The organism is Blattabacterium sp. (Cryptocercus punctulatus) str. Cpu (assembly GCF_000236405.1).
Lineage (GTDB): Bacteria > Bacteroidota > Bacteroidia > Flavobacteriales > Blattabacteriaceae > Blattabacterium > Blattabacterium punctulatus.
In genome coordinates this window covers 300857-323627 of record NC_016621.1, presented here as the reverse complement: position 1 = coordinate 323627, position 22771 = coordinate 300857, and the positions used below count along the sequence as shown (strand labels likewise).

Below are 22771 nucleotides of genomic sequence, written 5' to 3'. Positions count from 1 at the left end.
TTATCTTAAATCATCTGTCACAAAAGGTAAAAGACCAATTTGTCTACATCTTTTTATAGCAGAATTTAATTTATTTTGATTTTTTTTTCGAGTACCTGTAATACGACGTGGTAAAATTTTACCTTGTGCATTCAAAAATTTTATTAAAAATGTAGGATCCTTATAATCTATATACTTTATATTACTTTTTTCAAAAAAACAATATTTTTTTTCTAATTTTGTTTCTATTTTAAGAGGAGATAAGTATCTTAAATCGCTATCACCTCCTTTTTTTTTTATATTTTTTTGATCTATATATTCTAAAATCATAATTCTATTCTTTGTCCTGTTTAAAAAATTTATTTCTTCTCCTTTCTGCATATTCTATTCCATATTTATTTAATTTTACAGTAATAAAACGTAAAATTCGTTCATCTTGTCTTAATTTCAATTCTAAATCAGATACTAAGTTAGAATTGAATAAAAATTCAAATAAATGATAACAACCACTTTGTTTTTTTTGAATTGGATAAGCTAATTTTTTTAACCCCCAATGTTCTTGATAAACTATTTTTCCATTTTTTTTTATTAGATAATTTTCATATTCCTTTGCCGTTTTTTTTGCTTGATCATCAGACAAAACTGGTGTAATTATCATTATATTTTCATAATGTTTAAGCATTTGAATTTTTTTTTCAAAAATGTAAATCTATATTTTTTTTCAACAAAAAGAATCATTTTTTTCTTTAATTTTTTTCATCATATTTTCTATACGGCGTATACTTTCTTCTTTACCTAACATTTCCAATATCATGAAAAGGTCAGATCCTTTTAAAGATCCTACTAAAGATAAACGAAATAGTTGCATTATTTCACGGATATTTTTATCGTAGATTCTTTTTTTGAACAAAAATCGTAAATTTACGGATGTAAATTTCTGAACCTTGGATAATAATTCTTTACAAAGTTTTAATTGATCAATAGTATTTTGATGACAAATTTTATCAAAAAAACTGGGATCATAATAACTAGGATAAACAAAAAAGTAAAAAGAATGTTCCCAAATTTCATGAATAAAATTAATCCTATTTATTGTTAGATGGATCACTTTCCATAAGTAATCTTTTTCATAGAAAAGAGAACGATTTTGGAGTTCTGTACAAAGAAATGAAAATATTTCTTCTTTTTTTTTATTTAAATATTGTTTATTGAACCAATTTGCCTTTTTTAGATTAAAAGTAACTCCAGATTTATTGATTTTTTCTAAAGAAAAAGAATTTTTTAATTCTTGTAAAGAAAAAATTTCTTTTGTCCCTCCAGGATTCCATCCTAAAAAAGCTAGCATATTAACAAAAGCATCTGGAAAATAACCTAGCTCTCTGTATCCTTGAATAATGGTTTTATGACCGGGGACTTTCCATTGCAAAGGAAATATAGGAAAATCTAAACTTTCTGCATTTCGTTTGCTTATTTTTCCTTTTCCATCATCTCTTAATATTAAAGGTAAATGTGCAAAAAGAGGAGGTATCCAACCCAATGAACGATACAACAATAGGTGAACTGGCATGGAGGGGATCCATTCTTCTCCTCTTATTACATGAGTAATTTTCATTAAATAATCGTCTATAGTATTAGCTAAATGATAAGTAGCAACTCCATTAGATTTTAATAATACTTTATCGTCTAAAGTATCTGTATTTACCATAATATTTCCACGTATCATATCCTGGATTTTCAATTTTTCTCCAGGTTTAATTTTAAATCTAATGACATAGGAAGTCCCATCATTTAATTTGTAAGATAATTGTTTTTTTGTCATGGTTAAGGAATTATTAAGGTACATTCGTACTCTTGCATTATAAGAAAAAGTTAATCCACGATCGGAATATTCCTTCCTTTTTTTATTAAGTTCTTGATCGGTGTCAAAAGCATAATAAGCATATCCTTTATCTAACAGTTTATTTAAATAAATACGATAAATATATCCACGTTGAGATTGATAATAAGGAAAATATTTCCCACCATAACCAACTCCTTCATCAGGTTCTATCTGGCACCATTTTAATGTTTCCAAAATATAGGATTCAGAATTTGGAACAAATCTTTTTCTATCCGTATCTTCTATTCTAAGAATAAATGTTCCTCGATTTTTTTTAGCAAAAAGATAGTTATATAAAGCAGTCCTTATTCCACCTAAATGTAGTGGGCCTGTAGGACTAGGGGCAAAACGAACTCTTATACATGACATTACTTTTTTTTTTTCTTTATTTTCCAATACAAAATTTGGAGAATATGTTTTTTAGTACCTCTTCATTAGTTATTTCACCGGTAATTTTTCCTAAATGATGTAAAGCTTCTTTGATATGTATAGAAACTAAATCTTCTGGTACTTTTTTACTTAATGCATCATGAGCAAGTAATACTTCCTTTAAGGATTTTTTCAATGCTTCATAATGTCGATTTTGTGTCACAATAATATTTTTTTCTTTTAATTTTTCAATGAATAACTGACTTAAAGTATAGAGAATTTTTTTTATACCGTGATGATTTTTTGCAGAAATTTCAAAAAAATAAGAAAACTTTGATTTTAAGTTATAGAAGTCTTTAAAAGAGGATAAATCCGATTTATTAGCAATCACTAAAATTTTTTTAAGTGGATTTTTTTCGTGTATAATTTGAATTTTTTTGAGAATTTTTTTCTGTTTTTTTCTATCATTTTTAGAGGAATCCAAAAGGTATAATAGGACTTGAGCTTCTTGTATTTTTTCCATAGTCTTTTTAACCCCCATTCTTTCAATTGTATCTTTCGGATCTCTAATTCCTGCTGTATCCACAAAATGAAAATGTATACCATTCAAAATCAATTCTCCTTCTATACTATCTCTAGTTGTACCTTCTATGTTAGATATAATCGAACGGCTTTCCTTAATTACGTAATTGAATAATGTAGATTTACCTACATTTGGTTCTCCAATAATGACTACATAAATTCCTTTTTTTATAGAATTTCCTAGAGAAAAAGATTCAATTAAATCTTTTAAAGTTTCTTCTAAATCCTTTAAGAAAGAAAAAAGATCGGATCTTTTTGCAAAAATCACATTTTCTTCAGAAAAGTCCAGTTCTAATTCTAATAAGGAATAAAAATCCAATAATTTTTTACGTAAATTTTTAATAGTACTAGTTAAGGCTCCCTTTATTTGTTGCAAAGATAATTCATGAGAGGCTTGATTATCCGATAATATAAGATCTGCTATAGCTTCTGCTTGAGATAAATCCATTTTTTTATTTAAAAATGCACGAAATGTAAATTCTCCAGGCCGAGCTAAACGGATTCCTTTTCTGATTAACAATTGTAAAATATTTTGTTGAATATAATAAGATCCATGACAAGATATTTCTATCATATTTTCTCCTGTATAAGAAAAAGGAGATTTAAATATAGATACTAAAACTTGATCCAAATAATTCCTTCTACTACTATCACTTCTATCATCTATATTATCATCTACAATATATCCTAAATGAATAGTATGAGTAGATTGATTTTCCAATTTTTTTCCATAATGAACGGAACTAAAAATAGTTTCAACGGTAGATATAGATTTTTTTCCAGAAATACGAATCACCGAAATTGCACTGGAACCAGTAGGAGTAGCTAAAGCCACAATGGTATCATCATCAAACATAAAAAATTATTTATTAATCAAATAAAATTCCACAAAAAATAAGTATTTTTTTGAATTCATTTTTTATTTTATGATGTATTTATATGAATTTTACCATTTATTTTATGATACTCTTAAAAAAGTATATCCAGAAATCCAGGAATTAAATCATCTATTTTTTATTCTAACAACTCATGTTTTGAAATGTGATAAAATAAAAATAATCTTAAAATTAAGTATAAAGGAAAAAATAGATGATTTCATATACAAAAAATTAATAAGAAAATTATGGGAATTGAAAAAAAACAGACCCATTCAATATGTAATTGGAAAGACCAACTTTTTTGGAATGGATTTCATTGTTAATGAAAAAGTTTTTATCCCAAGACCAGAAACAGAAGAATTAGTATATTGGATAATAAATGATTACAAAATAAAAAATAGTGAAAATATTCAAATATTTGATATTGGAACAGGATGTGGATGTATTAGTATTACTTTAAAAAAAAAACTTCCTAAAATACGTTCTATTCATGCAATCGATCTTTCTCATGAAGTCCTTTCTATAGCAAGAATAAATTCAAAATTACATAACGTAAAAATTTTTTTAAGAAAAGTGGATATTCTTCATAATTTAATTTTTTTACAAAAAATAAAAAAATATCCCGTTAATATTATCGTGAGTAATCCTCCATATGTAAGAGTCTCTGAGAAAAAATTTATGCATCCAAATATTTTTCAATATGAACCTTTTCAAGCATTATTTGTTCCAGATGAGGATCCATTCATTTTTTATAAAAAAATTATTTATTGGATAAAAAAAAAGTTTACTGGTGTAGTAGTATATGTTTATTTTGAGATCAACCAATTTATTCATTTAGATTTTATTCATTTTATGAAAAAATATGGGTTTACGGATATAGAAATTAGAAAAGATTTTCAAGGGGGGTTCCGAATGATTCGTGCAAAATATTAATTAAATGAATGAAATGAATAATAAAAAAAAATATATCAAAGAAAAAATATACAAACTAAGAAAAGAATTATCAGAATACAATTATCAATATTATATTTTAGATACTTATAATGTATCGGATTACGAATTTGATAAAAAATTGAGAGAATTATATTTATTAGAAAAAAAAAATCCAGAATTCTATGATCCTAAATCTCCTACAATAAGAATAGGTGGAAATATTCACCCCAAAAAATATGGATCTACAATCATTCATCATAAATATAAAATGTACTCCCTTCAAAATACCTATTCTAAAAGTGAATTAATGATTTGGAAAAATCGAATTGATCAATCTATTTCTTTTTATTCTTTCGTGTGTGAACTAAAATATGATGGAGTATCCATTAATTTAATCTATCAAAATGGATTATTAACCAATGCCGTAACTCGTGGAGATGGGAAAAAAGGAGAAAATGTTACAAAAAATGTACGAACCATAAAATCAATTCCCATAAAATTAATTGGAGAAACCTATCCTAGGTATCTTGAAATACGTGGAGAAATTTTTATTTCTAAAAAAAAATTTATAGAAATTAATATAGGAACGAAAAAAAAAGGAATAATTCCTTATTCTAATCCAAGAAATACAGCTAGTGGGACCCTAAAAATTAAGGATGCCAAAGAAGTATCTAAAAGAAATCTATCTTGTATTGTATACACGGTTATAGGAAAAAATCTTCCTTTTGATACACAATATCAATCTTTCAAATATCTACGAAATTGGGGATTCAAAATACCAGAAACGGCTATGCTTTGTAAAACAAAAAAGGATATATTTCATTTCATGGACTATTGGAATCTATGGAAGAATCATCTACCCTACCATATTGACGGGATAGTAATTAAGGTTAATGAGTACCAAAAACAATATCTTTTAGGATTTACGAATAAATATCCAAGATGGGCCATTTCTTATAAATTTAGACAAATATTATCAGAAACAAAGTTGTTAAACATAAAATTTCAAGTAGGACGTACTGGGATCATTACCCCTGTAGCTTATGTACGTCCTACAAATATTTCTGGAACCATGGTTAAAAAAGTTTCTCTTTATAATGATCGTTTTATACAAAAAATGGACCTCCATTATGGAGATTCTATTTTTTTGGAAAAAGGAGGGGATGTCATTCCTAAAGTGACCAAAATAAATGTAAAAAAACGATTGATCAATGCAAATCCGATATATTTTTTAAAAAAATGTCCATCATGTGAGAGTTATTTAATAAAAAAAAATAAATTGTTATACTGTTCCAATAATAATAACTGTCCTTCTCAAAGGATTGGAAAAATCCAACATTTTGTAAGTATACAAGCAATGAATATACAAGGAATTGGAAATAAAATGATTAAAAAACTATATAAAAAGGGTTTTTTATACAAAATTTCCGATTTATATAGATTAAAAAAGGAAGAATTTCTTCAACTGAAGGGAGTTAAAGAAAAATTAACAGATAATATAATAAAAAATATAGAAAAATCTAAATATAATTCTTATTATAGAGTTTTATATGGATTAGGAATTCCTCATGTAGGAGAATATATTTCTAAAAAGTTAACAGAAACCTTTACAGATATAAATTATTTGATAAATGCAGATTATAATATTTTAACGTCTATTTCAGGTATAGGTAAAAAAATAGCAAAAAGTATAAGTACTTATTTTTCAATCATGGAAAATAAAAAAATGGTCGAACAACTTATAAAATATGGATTAAATTTTTCAAAAAAACAATATTCTATAATTGAAGGAAAATCTATAATTGAAGGAAAATCTATAATTGAAGGAAAATCTTTTGTTTTTACAGGAAAACTATCTTGTATGTCACGGAATATAGCTAAAAATATGGTAGAAATTTTAGGTGGAAAAGTATTTAGTACTGTTACTAATCAAACTAATTTTATCGTTGTTGGAAAAAATTTTGGTTCAAAATTAGAAAAAGGAATGAAAAAAAATAATGTTAAAATTTTGACTGAAGATATTTTTATTGAGCTCCTTAAAAAGGAAAATAAAGAAAAATAAATCAAATCTTAACAGAATTATTAAGAATAGTATAAAAAAAGGGATATGGAGTCTATATTTAAGGTTTTTTTTTCATATAGAAAACAGTATATTTAAAAATAAAGGTGATGATTATTTTATTAATCATCATTTGCATCATTTAAGTAAGAAATCTATTTTTTTATGTTACTAAAAAATATATTTACCGAATCTGGATTCGAGTCTGAAGCAGAATTTATCCCTTTAATTAGTCAAGATGAAGAAGATCAGCTTCTTAAAGATGAGATACCAGAACAATTATGTATATTAACAGTGAGAAATATGGTTTTGTATTCTGGGATCGTTTTTCCTATTATAGCCGGAAAAAGTGGATCAATTCAGTTATTACAAGATGCTTATGGATTGGATAAAACGGTTGGGGTATTAACACAAAAAAATTCTGTAATAGAAAATCTTAGTGAAAAAGATTTATATACTATAGGAACAGTAGCTAAAATATTGAAATTGTTAAAAATGCCTGATGGAAATACTACTGTAATTTTACAAGGAAAAAGGAGATTTAAAGTGAACCGTTTTATTCAAAACGATCCATATTTTAAAGCAGAAATTATAGCGTTAAAAGAAAATAAACCGTCTTGCAAAGATAAGGAATACCTTGCTTTGGTAGAATCAATCAAGGAAATTTCCATAAAAATTATTCAGGATAATCCCAATATTCCATCAGAAGCTAGTATTGCTATTCGTAATATAGAAAGTCCTTCTTTTTTAATCAATTTTGTAGCTGCTAATATGAATTTAGCTACTAGAGATAAACAAAAATTATTAGAATACAATGATTTAAAAAAAAGAGCTATGGAAACATTACGTTTCCTTAACGTAGAACATCAACAAATAAAGTTAAAAAATGATATTCAGTCCCGTGTTCGTAGTGATATGGATCAGCAACAAAGAGAATATTTTTTACATCAACAAATTAAAGCTATACAAGAAGAATTAGGTGATATATCTTATGAAAAAGAAATTGATGAAATGCGTGCTAAAGCTTCCAGAAAAAAATGGCCTAAAGAAGCTAAAAAACAATTTGATAGAGAATTACTTAAAATGCAAAGAACTAACCCCCAAATGCCAGAATATACGGTTCAAAGAAATTATTTAGAATTAATGATTGATCTTCCATGGGGTCGATATTCAAAAGATAATTTCAATTTAGAATTTGCACAAAAAATATTGGATAGAGATCATTACGGATTGGAAAAAGTTAAAGAAAGGATTATAGAATATTTAGCTGTATTAAAATTAAGAGGGGATATGCGTTCTCCTATTTTATGCTTTTATGGTCCACCTGGAGTAGGAAAAACATCTTTGGGTCGATCTATAGCTACCGCTCTTAAAAGAAAATATGTACGTGTTTCTTTAGGAGGATTACACGATGAATCGGAAATACGGGGTCATAGAAGAACTTATATTGGAGCTATGCCAGGACGTCTGTTACAATCTATACGAAAAGTAGGAACTTCCAATCCAGTTTTTGTAATTGACGAGATCGATAAAATGGGATTAGGAACAAATGGAGATCCATCTTCGGCAATGTTAGAAGTTTTAGATCCGGAACAAAATACTTCTTTTTACGATAATTTTTTGGAAATGGGTTATGATCTATCAAAAGTATTGTTTATTGCTACAGCAAATTCTCTTTCTAATATCCAAGCGGCTCTTATAGATCGGATGGAGGTAATCGAAATGAATGGATATACGGTGGAAGAAAAAACTCCAATTGTAAAAAAACATATTTTACCTAAGCAATTGAAAGAAAATGGATTGAAAAAATCTGATTTAATACTTGGTAATAAACAAATTGAAAAGGTAATTGAAAGTTATACCCGAGAATCGGGTTTAAGAACTCTAGAAAAACATATTGCTAAATTAGCACGTTATGCAGCAAAGCATATTGCTATGAATAAAAAATATGTAAAACGTTTAAATATTGAAAAAATAGAGGAAATTCTTGGAATTCCCAATGATCCAGATCGTTATGAAGGAAATAATATTACAGGAGTCGTTACAGGTTTAGCTTGGACTAATTTTGGTGGAGATATTTTATATATTGAATCCAGTCTTTCCAAAGGAAAAGGAAATTTAAGTATTACCGGGAATTTAGGAGATGTAATGAAAGAATCTGCAACAATTGCTTTGCAATATATTAAAGCTCATTATGAAGAATTTCATATTGATCCTAAAATGTTTGAAGAACAAAATGTACATGTTCATGTCCCGGAAGGTGCTGTACCTAAAGATGGTCCCTCTGCAGGAATTGCTATGTTAACTTCTCTTGTATCCAGTTATAAAAATAGGAAATTAAAACCTCATTTAGCTATGACTGGAGAAATAACTTTAAGAGGAAAAGTACTACCTGTAGGAGGAATTAAAGAAAAAATATTAGCTGCTAAAAGGGCTAATATCAAAGAAATTATTCTTTCACAAGATAATAAAAAAGATGTAGAAGAAATTAAACAAGACCACTTAAAAGGATTAATCTTTGATTATGTTAGAGATATGAATGATGTAGTTCATTTATCCCTATTATAATAGATTTTATAATAAAAAATACATTCTATTTTTTTTATATATGTTTTTTAAAAATATGAATCATACAATTCATAAAGAACAGTTAATTAATACAAATAGGAATACAATTCAGTACTCCACTTACTTTATATATATGATTATGGAAAAATATAGATACAATATCTCTAAGATTAAAAAAGCTTTTAGTAGTGGAAAAAATTTAAAAATTAATGATGCTTGTATAAAGAAAACACAAATTTGAATATTTTAAAATTTTTATAAAACTTGAGAAGTGGATTATATACCGGATCTATTCAAGAAATCGAACTAGGATTAAAATCTGGATTTCATACAAAAAAATATTATATTTACTCCTGTTTTTTTATACAAAAAATAAAAAAAGCGGTTGATTTCGGAATTTGAATCAAAATAGAAGATAATCTATCTATTTTAGAACAGTTGTTTTGGGAATTATTATCAAGATTATCCTGTAGTAAAATAAGAATAAATCTACAACATATTATGGATGGAGTAAATTATAAAATTTCAGTGACTATGTAGATTATAAATTTGGAATATCTTACCATAAAATTACTCATATGAAAAGAATATTAAAAAATACAGTACTAAAAATAGAGGGTATTCATATATTATATATAATATATGCATACAGGATCTTATATTTTAGATATCAATTTTTTTTTACGAGCAGCTAAAATCTTATTTCAAATAGCTATCGATTTTACCAATTTTGATTATATTGATTTTGTAATTGGATTTTCCGTTCCATATAAAAAAAATGATATAAAAACGGATCTTTATTTTTTAAGTAATTATTTTACAGAGGAGTTTCAATCTTTTTGTAAAGATTATGATAGTCATGGGACTTTGATATTGGAACCAGAAAAATTTTTGGTTAGTGAATAATATACGGATATTTTTTAGTTAATGTTAATGTGATCAAACCTACCACTTATACCGTATTTTATGGGGAGTATATTTTCGTTTTTATCCAGTAGTATGATATATTGGTGAATCGTATATCCCTTTGGGTAAAATCGGAAGATTTCATAAATCAGGGAAGGGTATATTTTGTGGATTCAAAATGTGGGGGGTTCCCGTTTTTCTATGTCCTCAAAAAATTATTATAATTCTCGTTATATACCTTATTAGGTAATGATTATTAAAGGAAAATATTTTCTTATAATAAGAAGATAAACTATGCAAGATATTATTAGAAATATCGTGTATATAATAAAAATATAAAAAAAATGGAGAGATGGCAGAGTGGTTAATTGCGGCGGTCTTGAAAACCGTTGAGGTTTTTTATTCCTCCGGGGGTTCGAATCCCTCTCTCTCCGCAAATTTTAATATGGATTGAAATAAATTTTGATATGATTCAATTACATACTTAAAAATTTTTAATTTTCCTAAAAATAAGATGATGGAATTACACTTTTTTATAGAATATTTTAAATCTAGTTTATCATTTTTTTTACTGTAAATTTGAACTAAAAATTACCTTTTAAGTCTAACTTGTATGGAAAAAATATCTGAAATAATAATATTCCTAAGGAATCATGGATAAATATAACTTTACCATAACTGATATTTTTATATTTTTTTTCCCTTAATTAAGGTTTTTACTCAATTTCATCCAAAAAAATATTAAAAATTATCCATCCAAATAAACTTTAATAATACTACTTACACTATATTCGTAAAAAATGGATATTTATGTATATTTTCGCTATCAAATAAGAAAAAATAATTCCTTTTTTGGAATCATTTTCTAATGAAAATACATTCATTACTCATATATTTATTTTTTTTAATTTTTTTAGTTGTTTTTCAACCTTTTCATTTGTTATTTTTTTAAATAACAATATGGATTTTCCCAATACATGTCCTGGACATAAAATTTCTTCTTTGTTTTCGATTTTTTTCCAAAAAAACGCTTTTAAACGTAGCATTTTTAATAATTTTTTGGCTGTATATGGAAGAAAAATATCGGATAATTGCGCTAACATTCCAACAATTTGGAAAGAAACATAAATAATGGGTTTAAATCTTGGATTAGATAAACCTTTCCAAGGTTCTTCTTTTGTTAAATACTTGTTTCCAAGTCTAGCCAAATCCATAAAGCATACTAAAGCATCACGAAATTGAAAAGCTTCGATCAAATTACCTATATTTTCTGGATATTTTCTTACTTTTTTTAAAATATCTTTATCCCTAATCGATAGAATTCCAGGATTAGGAATAATTCCATTATTATATTTTTGAATTAAAGTTATACTTCTATTCACGAAATTTCCTAATATAGCTACTAATTCCGTATTATTTTTTCTTTGAAAATCTGTCCAATTAAAATTATTATCTTTTTTTTCTGGCATATTTGCTATGAGAATGTAACGAAGTGAATCCTGTTGATTGGGAAAATCATCCAAATATTCATGTAGCCAGACACCCCAATTTCTAGAAGTAGAAATTTTCTGATTTTCTAAATGAAGAAATTCATTAGCAATAATCTTATCCGGTAAAATATATCCCAGATTACACGCTTTAAGTATAACTGGAAAAATAATACAATGAAATACAATATTATCTTTTCCTATAAATTGAATTAATCGAGTATTCTTATTTTTCCAATAAGGCTTCCAGTCGATTTTTTTACGATTTGCCCATTCTATGGTAGAGGAAATATATCCTATGGGTGCCTCAAACCATACATATAGAACTTTTCCTATTTTTTTCGGAAAAGGAATAGAAATCCCCCAATTCAGATCTCTTGTTATAGCACGAGGTTGTAATCCTTTATCTAACCATGATTTTGATTGTCCATAAACATTGACTTTCCAATCTTTTTTATGATCTTTTAAAATCCATTTTTCTAAAAATTCTTGATATTCGTTTAAAGGTAAATACCAATGTTTAGTTTTTTTTAAAACGGGTAAACTACCACTGATAGTAGATTTTGGATCTATTAATTCATCAGAACTTAACGAAGAACCACAATTTTCACATTGATCTCCATAAGCATCCTTTTTTTTACAATGAGGACATTTTCCCGATATATATCTATCTGCTAAAAATTGTTTAGCTTCGTTATCATAATATTGTTCAGATACTTTTTCAAAAATTTTTTTTTCTTTATAAAGTTTTTTAAAAAAATAAGTCGAAATTTCGTGATGAATCATTGTAGAAGTTCTGGAATAGTTGTCAAAATGTATTCCAAAATTAGTAAAACTATCTTTAATCATGAAATGATATTTGTTTACTATTTCTTTAGGAGTAGTATTTTCCTTTTTAGCTTGTATAGTAATAGGAACTCCATGTTCATCCGATCCACATATAAAAACAACCTCTTTATTTTTTCGTCTAAGAAAACGAACAAAAATATCTGCAGGTAAATAAACTCCTGCCAAATGTCCTATATGGATTGGTCCATTTGCATATGGAAAGGCCGCTGTTACTATATATTTATTTGATTTTTTCATAAATTATAACTACCTAATCTTGCAAAATTATTATGAAATATGAATAATAAAAAATTATTTTTAATAGATACATATACAATCCTTTATCAAGGATATTATGCATATATAAATAATCCTCTTTGTACTTCTAAAGGCCTAAATACTTCTCCTATCTTTAATTTTACTTATTTGTTGATTAATACCCTTAATGAAGAAAAACCTTTCTATATGGCTGCAATTTTTGATAGCAGTAAAAAAACTATTCGTAAAAAAGAATATCATAAATATAAAGCTCATAGAAAAAAAACACCAAAAGATATTTCTATTGCTATTCCTTATGTGATAAATATTTTAAAATCTTTTAGTATTTCCTTTTTTTATGCTAAATATGGCTACGAAGCAGATGATCTTATCGGAACTATAGCAAAAAAAGCAGAAAAAAAAGGATATATAATTTATATAATTACTTTAGATAAAGATTTTTTCCAACTTGTTACAAAAAATATAAAAATTTTAAGACCGCCTTTTAAAGGAAATCCAAAAAAAATATTAGGTATTGAAGAAATAAAAGAAAAATTTGGGGTAAAAAACCCAAAACAAGTTATAGATTTATGGAGTATGATGGGGGATAATTCGGATAATATTCCAGGACTACCAGGAATAGGAGAAAAAAATGCTAGAAAATTTATTCAAAAGTATGGAACTCTTGAAAATTTTTTAAATTCCACTCATGATCTTAGTGGAAAAATTAAAAAAAATATTGAAGAAAATAAAGAATTAGGTTTTTTATCTAAAAGATTAGTAACTATTGTTACTAATATTCCTCTTTTTTATTTTCATGATGAAAAATTTTATATAAAAAAACCAAATTGGAATTCCATAGAAAAAATATTTTTGGAATTAGAATTTCGAATATTATTAAAAAAGGCCTATCAATATTTTCTTTTTAGAATGAAATAAAAAAAATACAATCTAATTTTTTGTTCTATAAAAATTATGTTTTTTTATATACTTCCAAACTTCTGTTTGAAGTAAATGGTTCATATTCTTTCCTTTTTGAATAGAATTTCGAATGAAAGAAGAAGATATTTCAATAATTGGCGCTTTCAAAAAAATATTTTTATTATGTTTAATAGGAATAAAAAAATGATTATAGTTAGAGAAAGTACCAATACGAGGGTATACAAAAATATCATATTTATTTAAAATTATTTTATAATTTTTCCATTTTTTGATAGAATATAAAGTATCTATTCCTATAATGATAGTAAATTTATCTTTAGGATATTTTTTTTCTATAACATAAAGTGTATTAATTGTATAAGAAGGGGAACATCCAGATTCTATATCTAGAACACTCATTTTTTTATAACCGAAAACGGCTATACGAAGCATTTTAACTCTATGAACATAATCTAAAAGATTCGTTTTTTTTTTTAGTGGATTTTGTGGAGAGACTACGAACCAAATATGATCTATATCTAAAAATTCTACTATATGGTTAGCAATAATAATATGTCCTAAATGAATCGGGTTAAAGGATCCAAAATAAAGTCCTATTTTCATAATACCGAAAAAAAATAAAAAAAAATACCGAGCTGCATTGCAGACTCGATATTTTTTGTGTTATCTTTTAAAATAACTTCACACGATAACTCAATCCTAAAGAAATAAAATGATTATTTTTGTTTTCTTGTTCAACTATATCCATATATTTTACATTTTTTCTTTGATATACAAAATATAAATTTAGATCCTCATTATGTTTAATAGGTTGATATTCTATACCACCATAATAAGTATATCCCTTTTTGAATAATTGATTTTTTCCAATAATTTTATTAATTTCTTTTTTAGATCTTCCTAGTTCATACACACCTTTCGCAAATAAGTTCCATCTTGGAATAAAGTTGTATTTAAATTTAAGTAAATATGTTCCATATTTTATAGAGGATACCTCCTTGGTAAGGGAACTAAAAATTTGTGTAAAATATCTATTTTTTTCTATATCTTCATCACTCAATATATAATCTGATTCCAGAGAAATAGGTTTGAAATCTAATTTACTTCCCAATGCTAAAACTTTCCAAAAGTGATCCTTTACCATCTCTTTAAAAATAGAATATGACCATCTATTTTGGATTTTATTATGTAATAAATTCCAATTCCAATTCAAAGAATATCCCATAGGATGACTTTGAATTGAATTATTTTCCTTATTCAAATGATTTACAATTTGAAATCGAAATTCATGATTTTTTTTTGGAGTATAAATAAAATTTATCCCAATAGGATTCTCCTCATTTTTGTATATATCTGGATACTTATATACCTGAAGAGCTTTTGAATTATATTCCATACTTCCAAAAGAAATTGGTTGTTTCCCTATCAAAAAAGATAGTTGATTATTGAGTTTGCATTTCAAATAAGCTATATCCATTTTTGTATCAATATTATAAGATTCAGGATACAGATTAATTTTTTGTACAAAACGATAATCAATATTTTCATTGGCCTTTCCTATCAAGTCTAATTTCAAAAATTCTTCAGAAAAAATTCCTCCATCAAAAACCTCTTTTTCAACTTTAGAAGAAATATTACTAATAAAATCTATATACATGTTCAAATTCCGATCTTCATTTTTTTCTATGTTTTTTTTTATTTTGCTATGTATACCATCAAAAGGATAGAAAAAAACTAAAAGAAGAAAAAAAAAGATAGTTTTTATTTTTTTCATTGTTTTCAATATTTTTTTATATAATATAATAATTAAATTCCTTTATCCATAATTAATTATGGATAATAAAATTCAAAATAAAAGAATGTACAAAAATTTTACGAAAAAAAAGAAAAAAAATATTATGGAAACTATTTTTGGTTTTTTTTTATTAGGGAATAGCCTATTCTTATTTTTAAGCTTTTTTTCTTTTATTTTTCATTGGAAAAATGATCAAAGTCAAATTAACCAACTCTTTGATAAAGATATAGTAGCAGAAAATTTACTTGGAAAAATCGGAGCAACTCTATCTCACTATTTTATACACTGTGGAATAGGAATTAGTTCCTTTTTTTTTCCAATATTCTTTTTATTAATAGGGTTAAAAATACTTTTTAGAGGAATCCTTCTATTGAATATTTATAAATTCATAACATATAAATTTTTATTTTTTAGTATATGGATACCAATCACATTTTATCTTATTTTTCCTAATTATGGAATATTAAGTGGGATTTTTGGGTTTGAAATAGGAAATTTTTTGATAAGTTTATTGGGAAAAGTAGGATTAGGAATTCTAGTATTGACTAGCTTTTTACTTTATTACGTAATCATATTTAGTCATATAAAAAATACTAAAAAATTAAAAAAAGAAAAGGAAAAAAATTTCAAAGACAATAAGGGTCTATTCCTCAAATTATTCCATAATTTTAAAAAAAATTTTTTCAATTATAAAAAATATGAAAAAAAGGAATATGCTATTAATAATCATCCATTTTTTATTAATTTTAAAGAAAAAAAAAGAAGGATAGATATCCCTATTTTATCTTCTTCTATTTCTATTCATGAAGAAAAAAAAGAAAAATATATAGAAAAAGATAATAAAAAAAAAATACTACAAATACTTAACTATTATAAAATAGGAATCGATCAAATAAAGTCCACTATAGGACCTAATATCACTTTGTACGAAATATTTCCTAAGGTAGGTGTACGAATTTCAAAAATAAAAAATTTAGAAAATGAGATAGCTTTAAATTTATCTTCTTTAAGTATAAGAATTATAGCTCCAATACCGGGAAAAGGGTCTATTGGAATAGAAGTTCCAAATAATCCAACTACTACCGTATATATGAAAAATATCCTTTATTCAGAAGAAAGTTTCAATAAAAGTACCAATATGGAACTTCCCATTGCCTTAGGAAAAACAGTATTTAATGAAACTTTTATTGTAGATCTAACAAAAATGCCTCATTTGCTGATAGCAGGATCCACTGGACAAGGAAAATCAGTAGGATTAAATTCTATAATTGTATTCTTATTATGTAAAAAAAATCCAGAAGATATTAAATTTATTTTGATTGATCCAAAAAAAGTAGAATTATCTATTTACAAAAAAATTTCCAAATCTTATTTTGCTATGTTGCCTAATTCCAAAGAACCTATCATTACAAACATATATGAAGTAAAAAATATATTAAATTCTTTATGCAAAGAAATGGATAAACGATATGATCTTTTGGAAAAATCTATGGTAAGAAATATCAAAGAATACAATATAAAATATGAAAAAAAATATCATTTTCCTTATATTATCCTAATTATTGATGAATTTGCAGATTTAAGTTTTTCTTTTCAACAAAAAAAAATAGAAATATATATCACTCGTTTAGCACAGTTATCCCGTGCAGTAGGTATTCATTTAATTATTTCTACACAACGTCCATCGGTAGATGTGATTACTGGATTAATTAAATCTAATTTTCCTGCAAGAATTGCCTTTAGAGTTAGTTCTAAAATAGATTCTAGAACCATACTAGATTGCACAGGAGCGGAACAACTCATTGGAAGAGGAGACCTGTTATTTTCCAATAAAAATGAATTAATCCGATTACAATGTCCTTTCATAGATCTATCAGATCTTCAAAATATTATTTCTTTTTATGGAAAAAAGAACTTAAAAAAAACGAATACTTTTTTTTACCGTATCCGGATGAATAATTGATAAAATACTTTTTTATTATCTTAATAATTAATTAATAAAATTAACATAATGTTAAAACTAAAAAAACTGGATCTATATATGATTCGTTTATTTATAGTTCCTTTTTTAGTTATTTTTTTTTCGGTAATTTTTGTATTTATCGTTCAATTTTTTTGGAGTAAAATTGATGAATTAACAGGAAAAGATATTAATATTTTCATCATCCTAAAATTTATATTTTATTTTGGTATTACGATAGTTCCTTTAGTAACTCCAATTTCAATATTGTTAACTTCTATCATGACTTATGGAAAAATATCAGAAAGCCAAGAACTTATATCAATTAAATCTTCTGGAATTTCCCTTTTTAGGATTATGAAACCTATTTTAGGTTTAACATTGCTCCTTTCCTTAGGTTTATATTTTTTCTCTGATTATGCCATTCCAAAAGTAAAAAAAAAAGCGAAAGAATTAGGTTATCAAATTTCAGTAGCCCATCCATCTTTAAAGTTAAAGGAAGGAATTTTTGTTAACATTTTTCCCGATTTTTTCATAAAAATAGATAAACAATCAGGAAAAGATAAAAATCATATGAATGGGATATTCATTTTTTTTTATGAAAAAAATTTATTTATCAATACTATTCTTGCTAAAGAAGGAATTTTGATACCAAATAGAGAAGATGGGTCCTTTAGGATCAAACTCATTAATGGTTTTTTTTATAGTGACCACCATGATGAAAAAAAAAGACCATCTTATCAAATCGTTCAATTTGATACTTTAATTCAATATTTTAAAATACCTTTGATAGAAAATAAAATAAAAAACTTAGAGGATTATGATTCTTATCAAACTTTTGATACAATCAAATTGATCGAAAAAATCAATTTTTTTAAAAAAAAACAAAATCAATTGGATTCTGAATTTAAGAAAAAAAATTACGATTTTCTTTTTTTTAAAAAAAAATTGGAAAAAATTTCAAATAATAGATCTATTATCCTATATAATAAAATGATAGATCGTTTATCCTTTTGGATAGAAAAACTTAAACATCAAAAAAAAATTCTAAAAAAAAGAAAAATAAATTTAGCAAAGTATCAATTAGAATTGCAAAAAAAATTTATATTTCCAGTAACATGCATTATAATGTTTCTTACGGGTGCTCCAATAGGAGCTCTTATACGAAAAGGAGGAATTGGTTTTCCAACTATTATGGCAATAACTATATTCATCATTTATCATACTTTACTTACCATTACACAAAATCAAGGAGAGAAAGCTGATATTTATCCATGGATAAGTGCTTGGATCCCAAATTTTACTTTTTTTCCTATCAGTATATGGATTACTTATAAAACTGTAATGGATGATTTTTAAATCATACTAATAAAATAAAAATAGATAATTTAGATGGCTTTTTATTTTTATGATAAAAACAAAAAATTGTTTAATCTAAATGGGATTGAAGAATCATTACAGGATATCCAAAATGGAAAAATGATTATTGTGGTTGATGATGAAAATCGTGAAAATGAAGGGGATTTTATTGTTGCAGCAGAAAAAATAACTCCTAAAATTGTTAATTTTTTGATCACTCATGGAAGAGGATTAGTTTGTGTTTCTTTAACAGAGGAAAGATGTGATCAATTAGAACTTACAATGATGGTAAAAAATAACACAGATCCTAGAAAAACGGCTTTTACGGTATCTGTAGATGTCCGAGGTTATGGAGTTAGAACAGGAATATCTGTTTTCGATAGAGCAAAGACAATCCTAGCACTAGTACATGAAGAAAACCCAGAATCTTTTAATAAACCAGGTCATATTTTTCCTATTCGAGCAAAAAAAGGTGGTGTCCTAGAAAGACCAGGACATACAGAAGCTGCTATTGATATAACTAGATTATCAGGATGTATTCCAGGAGGTGTTTTAGTGGAAATTCTTAATAAAAACGGATCTATGGCACGTCTTCCACAATTAATTCAAATGGCTAAAAAATTTCATATGAAAATTATTTCCATAGAAAATCTCATCCAATATCATAAAGAAGCATCATAGAGTAGTTTATTTTTTTTAAATGCGGTCTGGACGGGATTTGAACCCGCGACCCCATGCGTGACAGGCATGTATTCTAACCAACTGAACTACCAGACCAAAATTTATTGAATTCTTATTTTATTAAAGAATCTAATTTTTTACTTATCTCCTCTTTAGAGGCAACTCCAATATGCATATCTTTTTTTTCTCCGTTTTTAAAAAAAAACATGGTAGGAATACTTCGGATTCCATATTTAGAAGAAGTTTTTGGATTTTTATCTACATTTAACTGGAAAACCATAGCTTTTTCTTTATACTCTATGTATAGATCTTTTAATATAGCAGATAAAGTTCTACATGGAGCACACCATGGAGCCCAAAAATCTACTAAAATCGGTTTATCCGATTCAAGAACAACTTTTTCAAAGTTATCATCGTTTATTTCTTGTATCATACTTTTTTCCATTTAAATAAAATAATAACAAGACAAATTTACCTTTTTTGTTTTAAAATTGAAAGTCTTTTAACAAACGTATGTAAATATCTATTCCATCTAGAATTTCTGAAATAAGAACATACTCATTAGGAGTATGAGAGCGTATGCTGTCTCCTACACCAATTTTAATGGTTGGAAATGGCATAATACTTTGGTCAGATAAGGTAGGAGATCCATAAGTTTTTATACCTATTAATTTTGCTTTTAATACAATGGGATGTATTGGATTTATGAAAGAAGAATGGAAATGTAAAGAACGTGGTTTTATTTTAGAACGAATTTTTTTTTGTATTATTTCAATTAATTCCTCATTGGAATATAATTCATTAGTTCTAATATCAATGACAAAAGAGCATAAATCAGGAATAACATTATGCTGTATCCCCCCTTTTATTTGAGTAACCGTTAATATTGGAAATCCGAGCAATTTAGATTTTCGATCAAATTGAAAATTTCTTAAAAATTCTATATCTTTTGTAGCAATATAAATGGCATTAACCCCTTGATTACTTGCAGAATGTCCAGTTTTTCCTTCTGAAATTCCATCTAATATGATCAATCCTTTTTCAGCTATTGCCACTTTCATTTTTGTTGGTTCTCCTATTATTCCTAAGTCAATATATCCTAATTCAGGTAAAATTGATCTTACGCCTAATGATCCCGAAATTTCTTCTTCTGCAGTAATAGAAAGTACCAATTTGTAAGGTAATACATAGAAATTACTTAAATAGATAAAGGTAGAAATTAAGGAAACAACGGAAGCTCCCGCATCGTTACTTCCTAATCCTATTAACTTATCCTCTTTTTTTATTGAAGTAAAAGGATCAGTTTCCCAATTTTTTCCTGGTTTTACTGTATCATGATGAGAATTCAATAGGATAGTACGAATATTTTTTTTTTTATTATAATTAGTATTTTCTGTCCATATATTGTTAAATTTTCTTTTTATGTAAAATCCATATTTAGAAATATAGTTTTCTATCAGATAAGAGACCTTTTTTTCTTTTTTAGATAGAGATGGAGTATTAATTATTTGTATAAGAAGTTTTATAGCTTCTTCCTTTAAAACTTTCAATTTCACTACAGACATATAATGGTCTTATTATTAAGATCATTTAAATAATATGGATGACCAATACTTACCTTAGATACTCCATTTTTTAATGCAAGGAAGGCATTTTCTAATTTTGGTATCATCCCATTTTTAATAGTATGATTTTTTTTTATTATTTGAAATAAAGTAAAATCTATTTTTTTTAAATAGGATTCTTCATCATGTAAATCTCGTAATACCCCCTTTTTTTCGAAACAAAAATGTAACTCTATTTCATCCTTAAAATTCTTTTTCAATGATATAGCAATCCATGCAGCTATAGTATCTGCATTCGTATTTAGAAGATTTCCTTTACCATTATGAGTGATAGAACATAATACAGGAACAATATTATTTTTCAAAAGAAATTTTATAAAATATGTATTAACACTTTTATTGGTGATATCCCCTACATATCCATAATCAATATCGGTATTTTTTTTTTTTAAACGGAAGCATGACTTAAGACAATTTCCATCTGCACCACATAATCCCAAAGCATTACAGTAATAAGATTGTAATCTTGCGACAATATTTTTATTTATAAGACCAGCATAGGTCATGACAACTAGGTCAATCGTTTCTTTATCCGTAATCCTTCTTCCTTGTATAAATTTTGGAGTAATCCCCATTTGATCAGAAATAAGGGTAGCCTTTTTTCCTCCACCATGAATTAATATCTTATTCCCTTGTAGTTTTACAAATTCTTTTAAAGAAAAATTAAGCCATTTTTGATCACTAATTAAATTTCCTCCAATTTTTACTATATGTATTTTCATGAGAAAGATTGTAAAATTTTCAAGAAAATTATTTGCGAAGCATAAATTCTATTTTCTGCTTGTTGCAAAACAATGGAATTTGGACTATCCAAAACTGAATCTTCCACTACCATATTTCTCCTTACAGGTAAACAGTGCATAAATTTTGCTTTATTTGTTATTTTCATTTTTCTTTCGGTAATCATCCAATCATTATTATTACAGAGTATTTTTCCATAATTTAGATAACTACTCCAATTTTTAGCATAAATAAAATCTGCATTTAAAAATGCTTCATTTTGGTTATATGTAGTATAAACTCCATTAGAAAATTCTTCATATAAATCATACTGTTCTGGACAAGTAATGGTTAAATCTATTTCTTCAATTTTGGATATCCATTGGGAAAAGGAATTTGCCACAGAATGTGGCAATGGCTTTACATGAGGAGCCCAACTTAACACTACTTTACATTTTTTTTTAGAAAAAAAAGGTATAAATTCTGCAATAGTCATTACATCCGCTAAAGACTGCAAAGGATGCAAAGTAGCACTTTCCATGTTAACTACGGGTACTTTAGAATAGCTCAATATTTTCTTAAAAAGAACTTCATTATAATCATAATCTCTGTCTATAAGATGAGGAAAAGTTCTTACTGCAAGAATGTCACAATATAAACTCATTACAGAAATAGCCTCCTTTATATGTTCTTGAGTATCTTTCATCACATTTCCATCTTTCATTTCGATATTCCAGGAATCCCGATGAATATTTAACACCCAAGTATTACTTCCTAAGTTAAAAGCAGCTTTTTGACAACTAATTCTTGTACGTAAACTAGGATTAAAAAATACCAATCCAATTGTTTTATTCTTCCCAATATGTTGAAAACAATATGGATTTTTCTTCAAATTTATGGCTTCTTTAATGATATCATATACGTTTATAACATCTTCAACGCTAAAAAATCTTTTCATAAATT

20 protein-coding genes and 2 tRNA genes are annotated in these 22771 nt (G+C 26.0%); 10 read left to right on the top strand and 12 right to left on the bottom strand.

All coding sequences use genetic code 11. From position 1 onward, the window contains the following. Genes rpsR through mnmE form a run of 4 tightly spaced genes read right to left on the bottom strand, consistent with a single transcriptional unit; the run spans position 1 to position 3665 of the window. Positions 1–309: a 30S ribosomal protein S18 gene (gene rpsR / locus BLBCPU_RS01580; protein ID WP_041178609.1), complete on the bottom strand. Its 309-nt coding sequence runs from the start codon at positions 307–309 to the stop codon at positions 1–3. Positions 310–313: 4 nt separating this feature from the next. After that, entirely contained in the window at positions 314–661 is a 348-nt protein-coding gene (gene rpsF, locus BLBCPU_RS01575; RefSeq protein WP_014246250.1) for a 30S ribosomal protein S6, read from the bottom strand. A 39-nt stretch (positions 662–700) separates the two neighbouring features. Further along, positions 701–2227, bottom strand: a complete 1527-nt coding sequence (gene gltX / locus BLBCPU_RS01570) for a glutamate--tRNA ligase (RefSeq protein ID WP_014246249.1) — start codon at positions 2225–2227, stop codon at positions 701–703. A gap of 16 nt (positions 2228–2243) precedes the next feature. Continuing rightward, complete coding sequence (gene mnmE / locus BLBCPU_RS01565; protein WP_014246248.1) at positions 2244–3665, bottom strand: tRNA uridine-5-carboxymethylaminomethyl(34) synthesis GTPase MnmE; 1422 nt, start codon at positions 3663–3665, stop codon at positions 2244–2246. 70 nt (positions 3666–3735) lie between these two features. Between mnmE and BLBCPU_RS01560 the strand changes: the two genes are divergently transcribed. From BLBCPU_RS01560 to BLBCPU_RS01535, 6 genes are all read left to right on the top strand, one after another. Then, positions 3736–4620, top strand: coding sequence for a HemK/PrmC family methyltransferase (locus tag BLBCPU_RS01560; protein WP_014246247.1), 885 nt, complete (start codon positions 3736–3738; stop codon positions 4618–4620). A gap of 13 nt (positions 4621–4633) precedes the next feature. Continuing rightward, the gene (gene ligA / locus BLBCPU_RS01555) at positions 4634–6682 is read left to right on the top strand and encodes an NAD-dependent DNA ligase LigA (protein ID WP_014246246.1); all 2049 of its coding nucleotides are present in this window, start codon (positions 4634–4636) and stop codon (positions 6680–6682) included. Positions 6683–6844: 162 nt separating this feature from the next. Next, entirely contained in the window at positions 6845–9247 is a 2403-nt protein-coding gene (lon, locus tag BLBCPU_RS01545; protein WP_014246245.1) for an endopeptidase La, read from the top strand. A gap of 55 nt (positions 9248–9302) precedes the next feature. Next, on the top strand, positions 9303–9488 hold the full coding sequence (locus tag BLBCPU_RS02995; RefSeq protein WP_148256102.1) for a hypothetical protein: 186 nt from the start codon (positions 9303–9305) through the stop codon (positions 9486–9488). A gap of 401 nt (positions 9489–9889) precedes the next feature. Further along, positions 9890–10153, top strand: coding sequence for a hypothetical protein (locus BLBCPU_RS02990; protein ID WP_083817733.1), 264 nt, complete (start codon positions 9890–9892; stop codon positions 10151–10153). 346 nt (positions 10154–10499) lie between these two features. Next, positions 10500–10587 (top strand) — tRNA-Ser (locus tag BLBCPU_RS01535). Positions 10588–11040: 453 nt separating this feature from the next. On the opposite strand, the gene metG is transcribed toward BLBCPU_RS01535, so the two are convergent. Continuing rightward, entirely contained in the window at positions 11041–12726 is a 1686-nt protein-coding gene (metG, locus tag BLBCPU_RS01530; protein ID WP_014246244.1) for a methionine--tRNA ligase, read from the bottom strand. Positions 12727–12765: 39 nt separating this feature from the next. Between metG and BLBCPU_RS01525 the strand changes: the two genes are divergently transcribed. Further along, positions 12766–13665, top strand: coding sequence for a 5'-3' exonuclease H3TH domain-containing protein (locus BLBCPU_RS01525; RefSeq protein ID WP_014246243.1), 900 nt, complete (start codon positions 12766–12768; stop codon positions 13663–13665). A 12-nt stretch (positions 13666–13677) separates the two neighbouring features. Here BLBCPU_RS01525 and nadD read toward each other — a convergent pair whose 3' ends face one another. Beyond that, on the bottom strand, positions 13678–14271 hold the full coding sequence (gene nadD / locus BLBCPU_RS01520) for a nicotinate (nicotinamide) nucleotide adenylyltransferase (RefSeq protein WP_014246242.1): 594 nt from the start codon (positions 14269–14271) through the stop codon (positions 13678–13680). Positions 14272–14338: 67 nt separating this feature from the next. Next, positions 14339–15442, bottom strand: a complete 1104-nt coding sequence (locus BLBCPU_RS01515; RefSeq protein WP_014246241.1) for a porin — start codon at positions 15440–15442, stop codon at positions 14339–14341. Positions 15443–15500: 58 nt separating this feature from the next. Between BLBCPU_RS01515 and BLBCPU_RS01510 the strand changes: the two genes are divergently transcribed. The 3 genes from BLBCPU_RS01510 to ribB are packed head-to-tail and all read left to right on the top strand — an operon-like array spanning position 15501 to position 19463. Further along, positions 15501–17426 (top strand): DNA translocase FtsK 4TM domain-containing protein, encoded by a 1926-nt coding sequence (locus BLBCPU_RS01510; protein WP_014246240.1) that lies wholly within the window; start codon positions 15501–15503, stop codon positions 17424–17426. A gap of 48 nt (positions 17427–17474) precedes the next feature. Then, positions 17475–18782, top strand: coding sequence for an LptF/LptG family permease (locus BLBCPU_RS01505; protein ID WP_014246239.1), 1308 nt, complete (start codon positions 17475–17477; stop codon positions 18780–18782). A gap of 33 nt (positions 18783–18815) precedes the next feature. Then, on the top strand, positions 18816–19463 hold the full coding sequence (gene ribB, locus BLBCPU_RS01500) for a 3,4-dihydroxy-2-butanone-4-phosphate synthase (protein ID WP_014246238.1): 648 nt from the start codon (positions 18816–18818) through the stop codon (positions 19461–19463). A 22-nt stretch (positions 19464–19485) separates the two neighbouring features. On the opposite strand, the gene BLBCPU_RS01495 is transcribed toward ribB, so the two are convergent. The 5 genes from BLBCPU_RS01495 to BLBCPU_RS01475 form a co-directional block, all read right to left on the bottom strand. Next, positions 19486–19559 (bottom strand) — tRNA-Asp (locus tag BLBCPU_RS01495). 16 nt (positions 19560–19575) lie between these two features. Then, on the bottom strand, positions 19576–19896 hold the full coding sequence (gene trxA, locus BLBCPU_RS01490; protein ID WP_014246237.1) for a thioredoxin: 321 nt from the start codon (positions 19894–19896) through the stop codon (positions 19576–19578). Between the two features lie 52 nt (positions 19897–19948). Continuing rightward, positions 19949–21028: a M20 family metallo-hydrolase gene (locus BLBCPU_RS01485; RefSeq protein WP_014246236.1), complete on the bottom strand. Its 1080-nt coding sequence runs from the start codon at positions 21026–21028 to the stop codon at positions 19949–19951. Further along, positions 21019–21810: an acetylglutamate kinase gene (gene argB, locus BLBCPU_RS01480; RefSeq protein ID WP_014246235.1), complete on the bottom strand. Its 792-nt coding sequence runs from the start codon at positions 21808–21810 to the stop codon at positions 21019–21021. The genes BLBCPU_RS01485 and argB overlap by 10 nt, the downstream gene beginning before the upstream one ends. Continuing rightward, positions 21807–22766 (bottom strand): N-acetylornithine carbamoyltransferase, encoded by a 960-nt coding sequence (locus tag BLBCPU_RS01475; protein ID WP_014246234.1) that lies wholly within the window; start codon positions 22764–22766, stop codon positions 21807–21809. The genes argB and BLBCPU_RS01475 overlap by 4 nt, the downstream gene beginning before the upstream one ends. Positions 22767–22771: the final 5 nt, after the last annotated feature.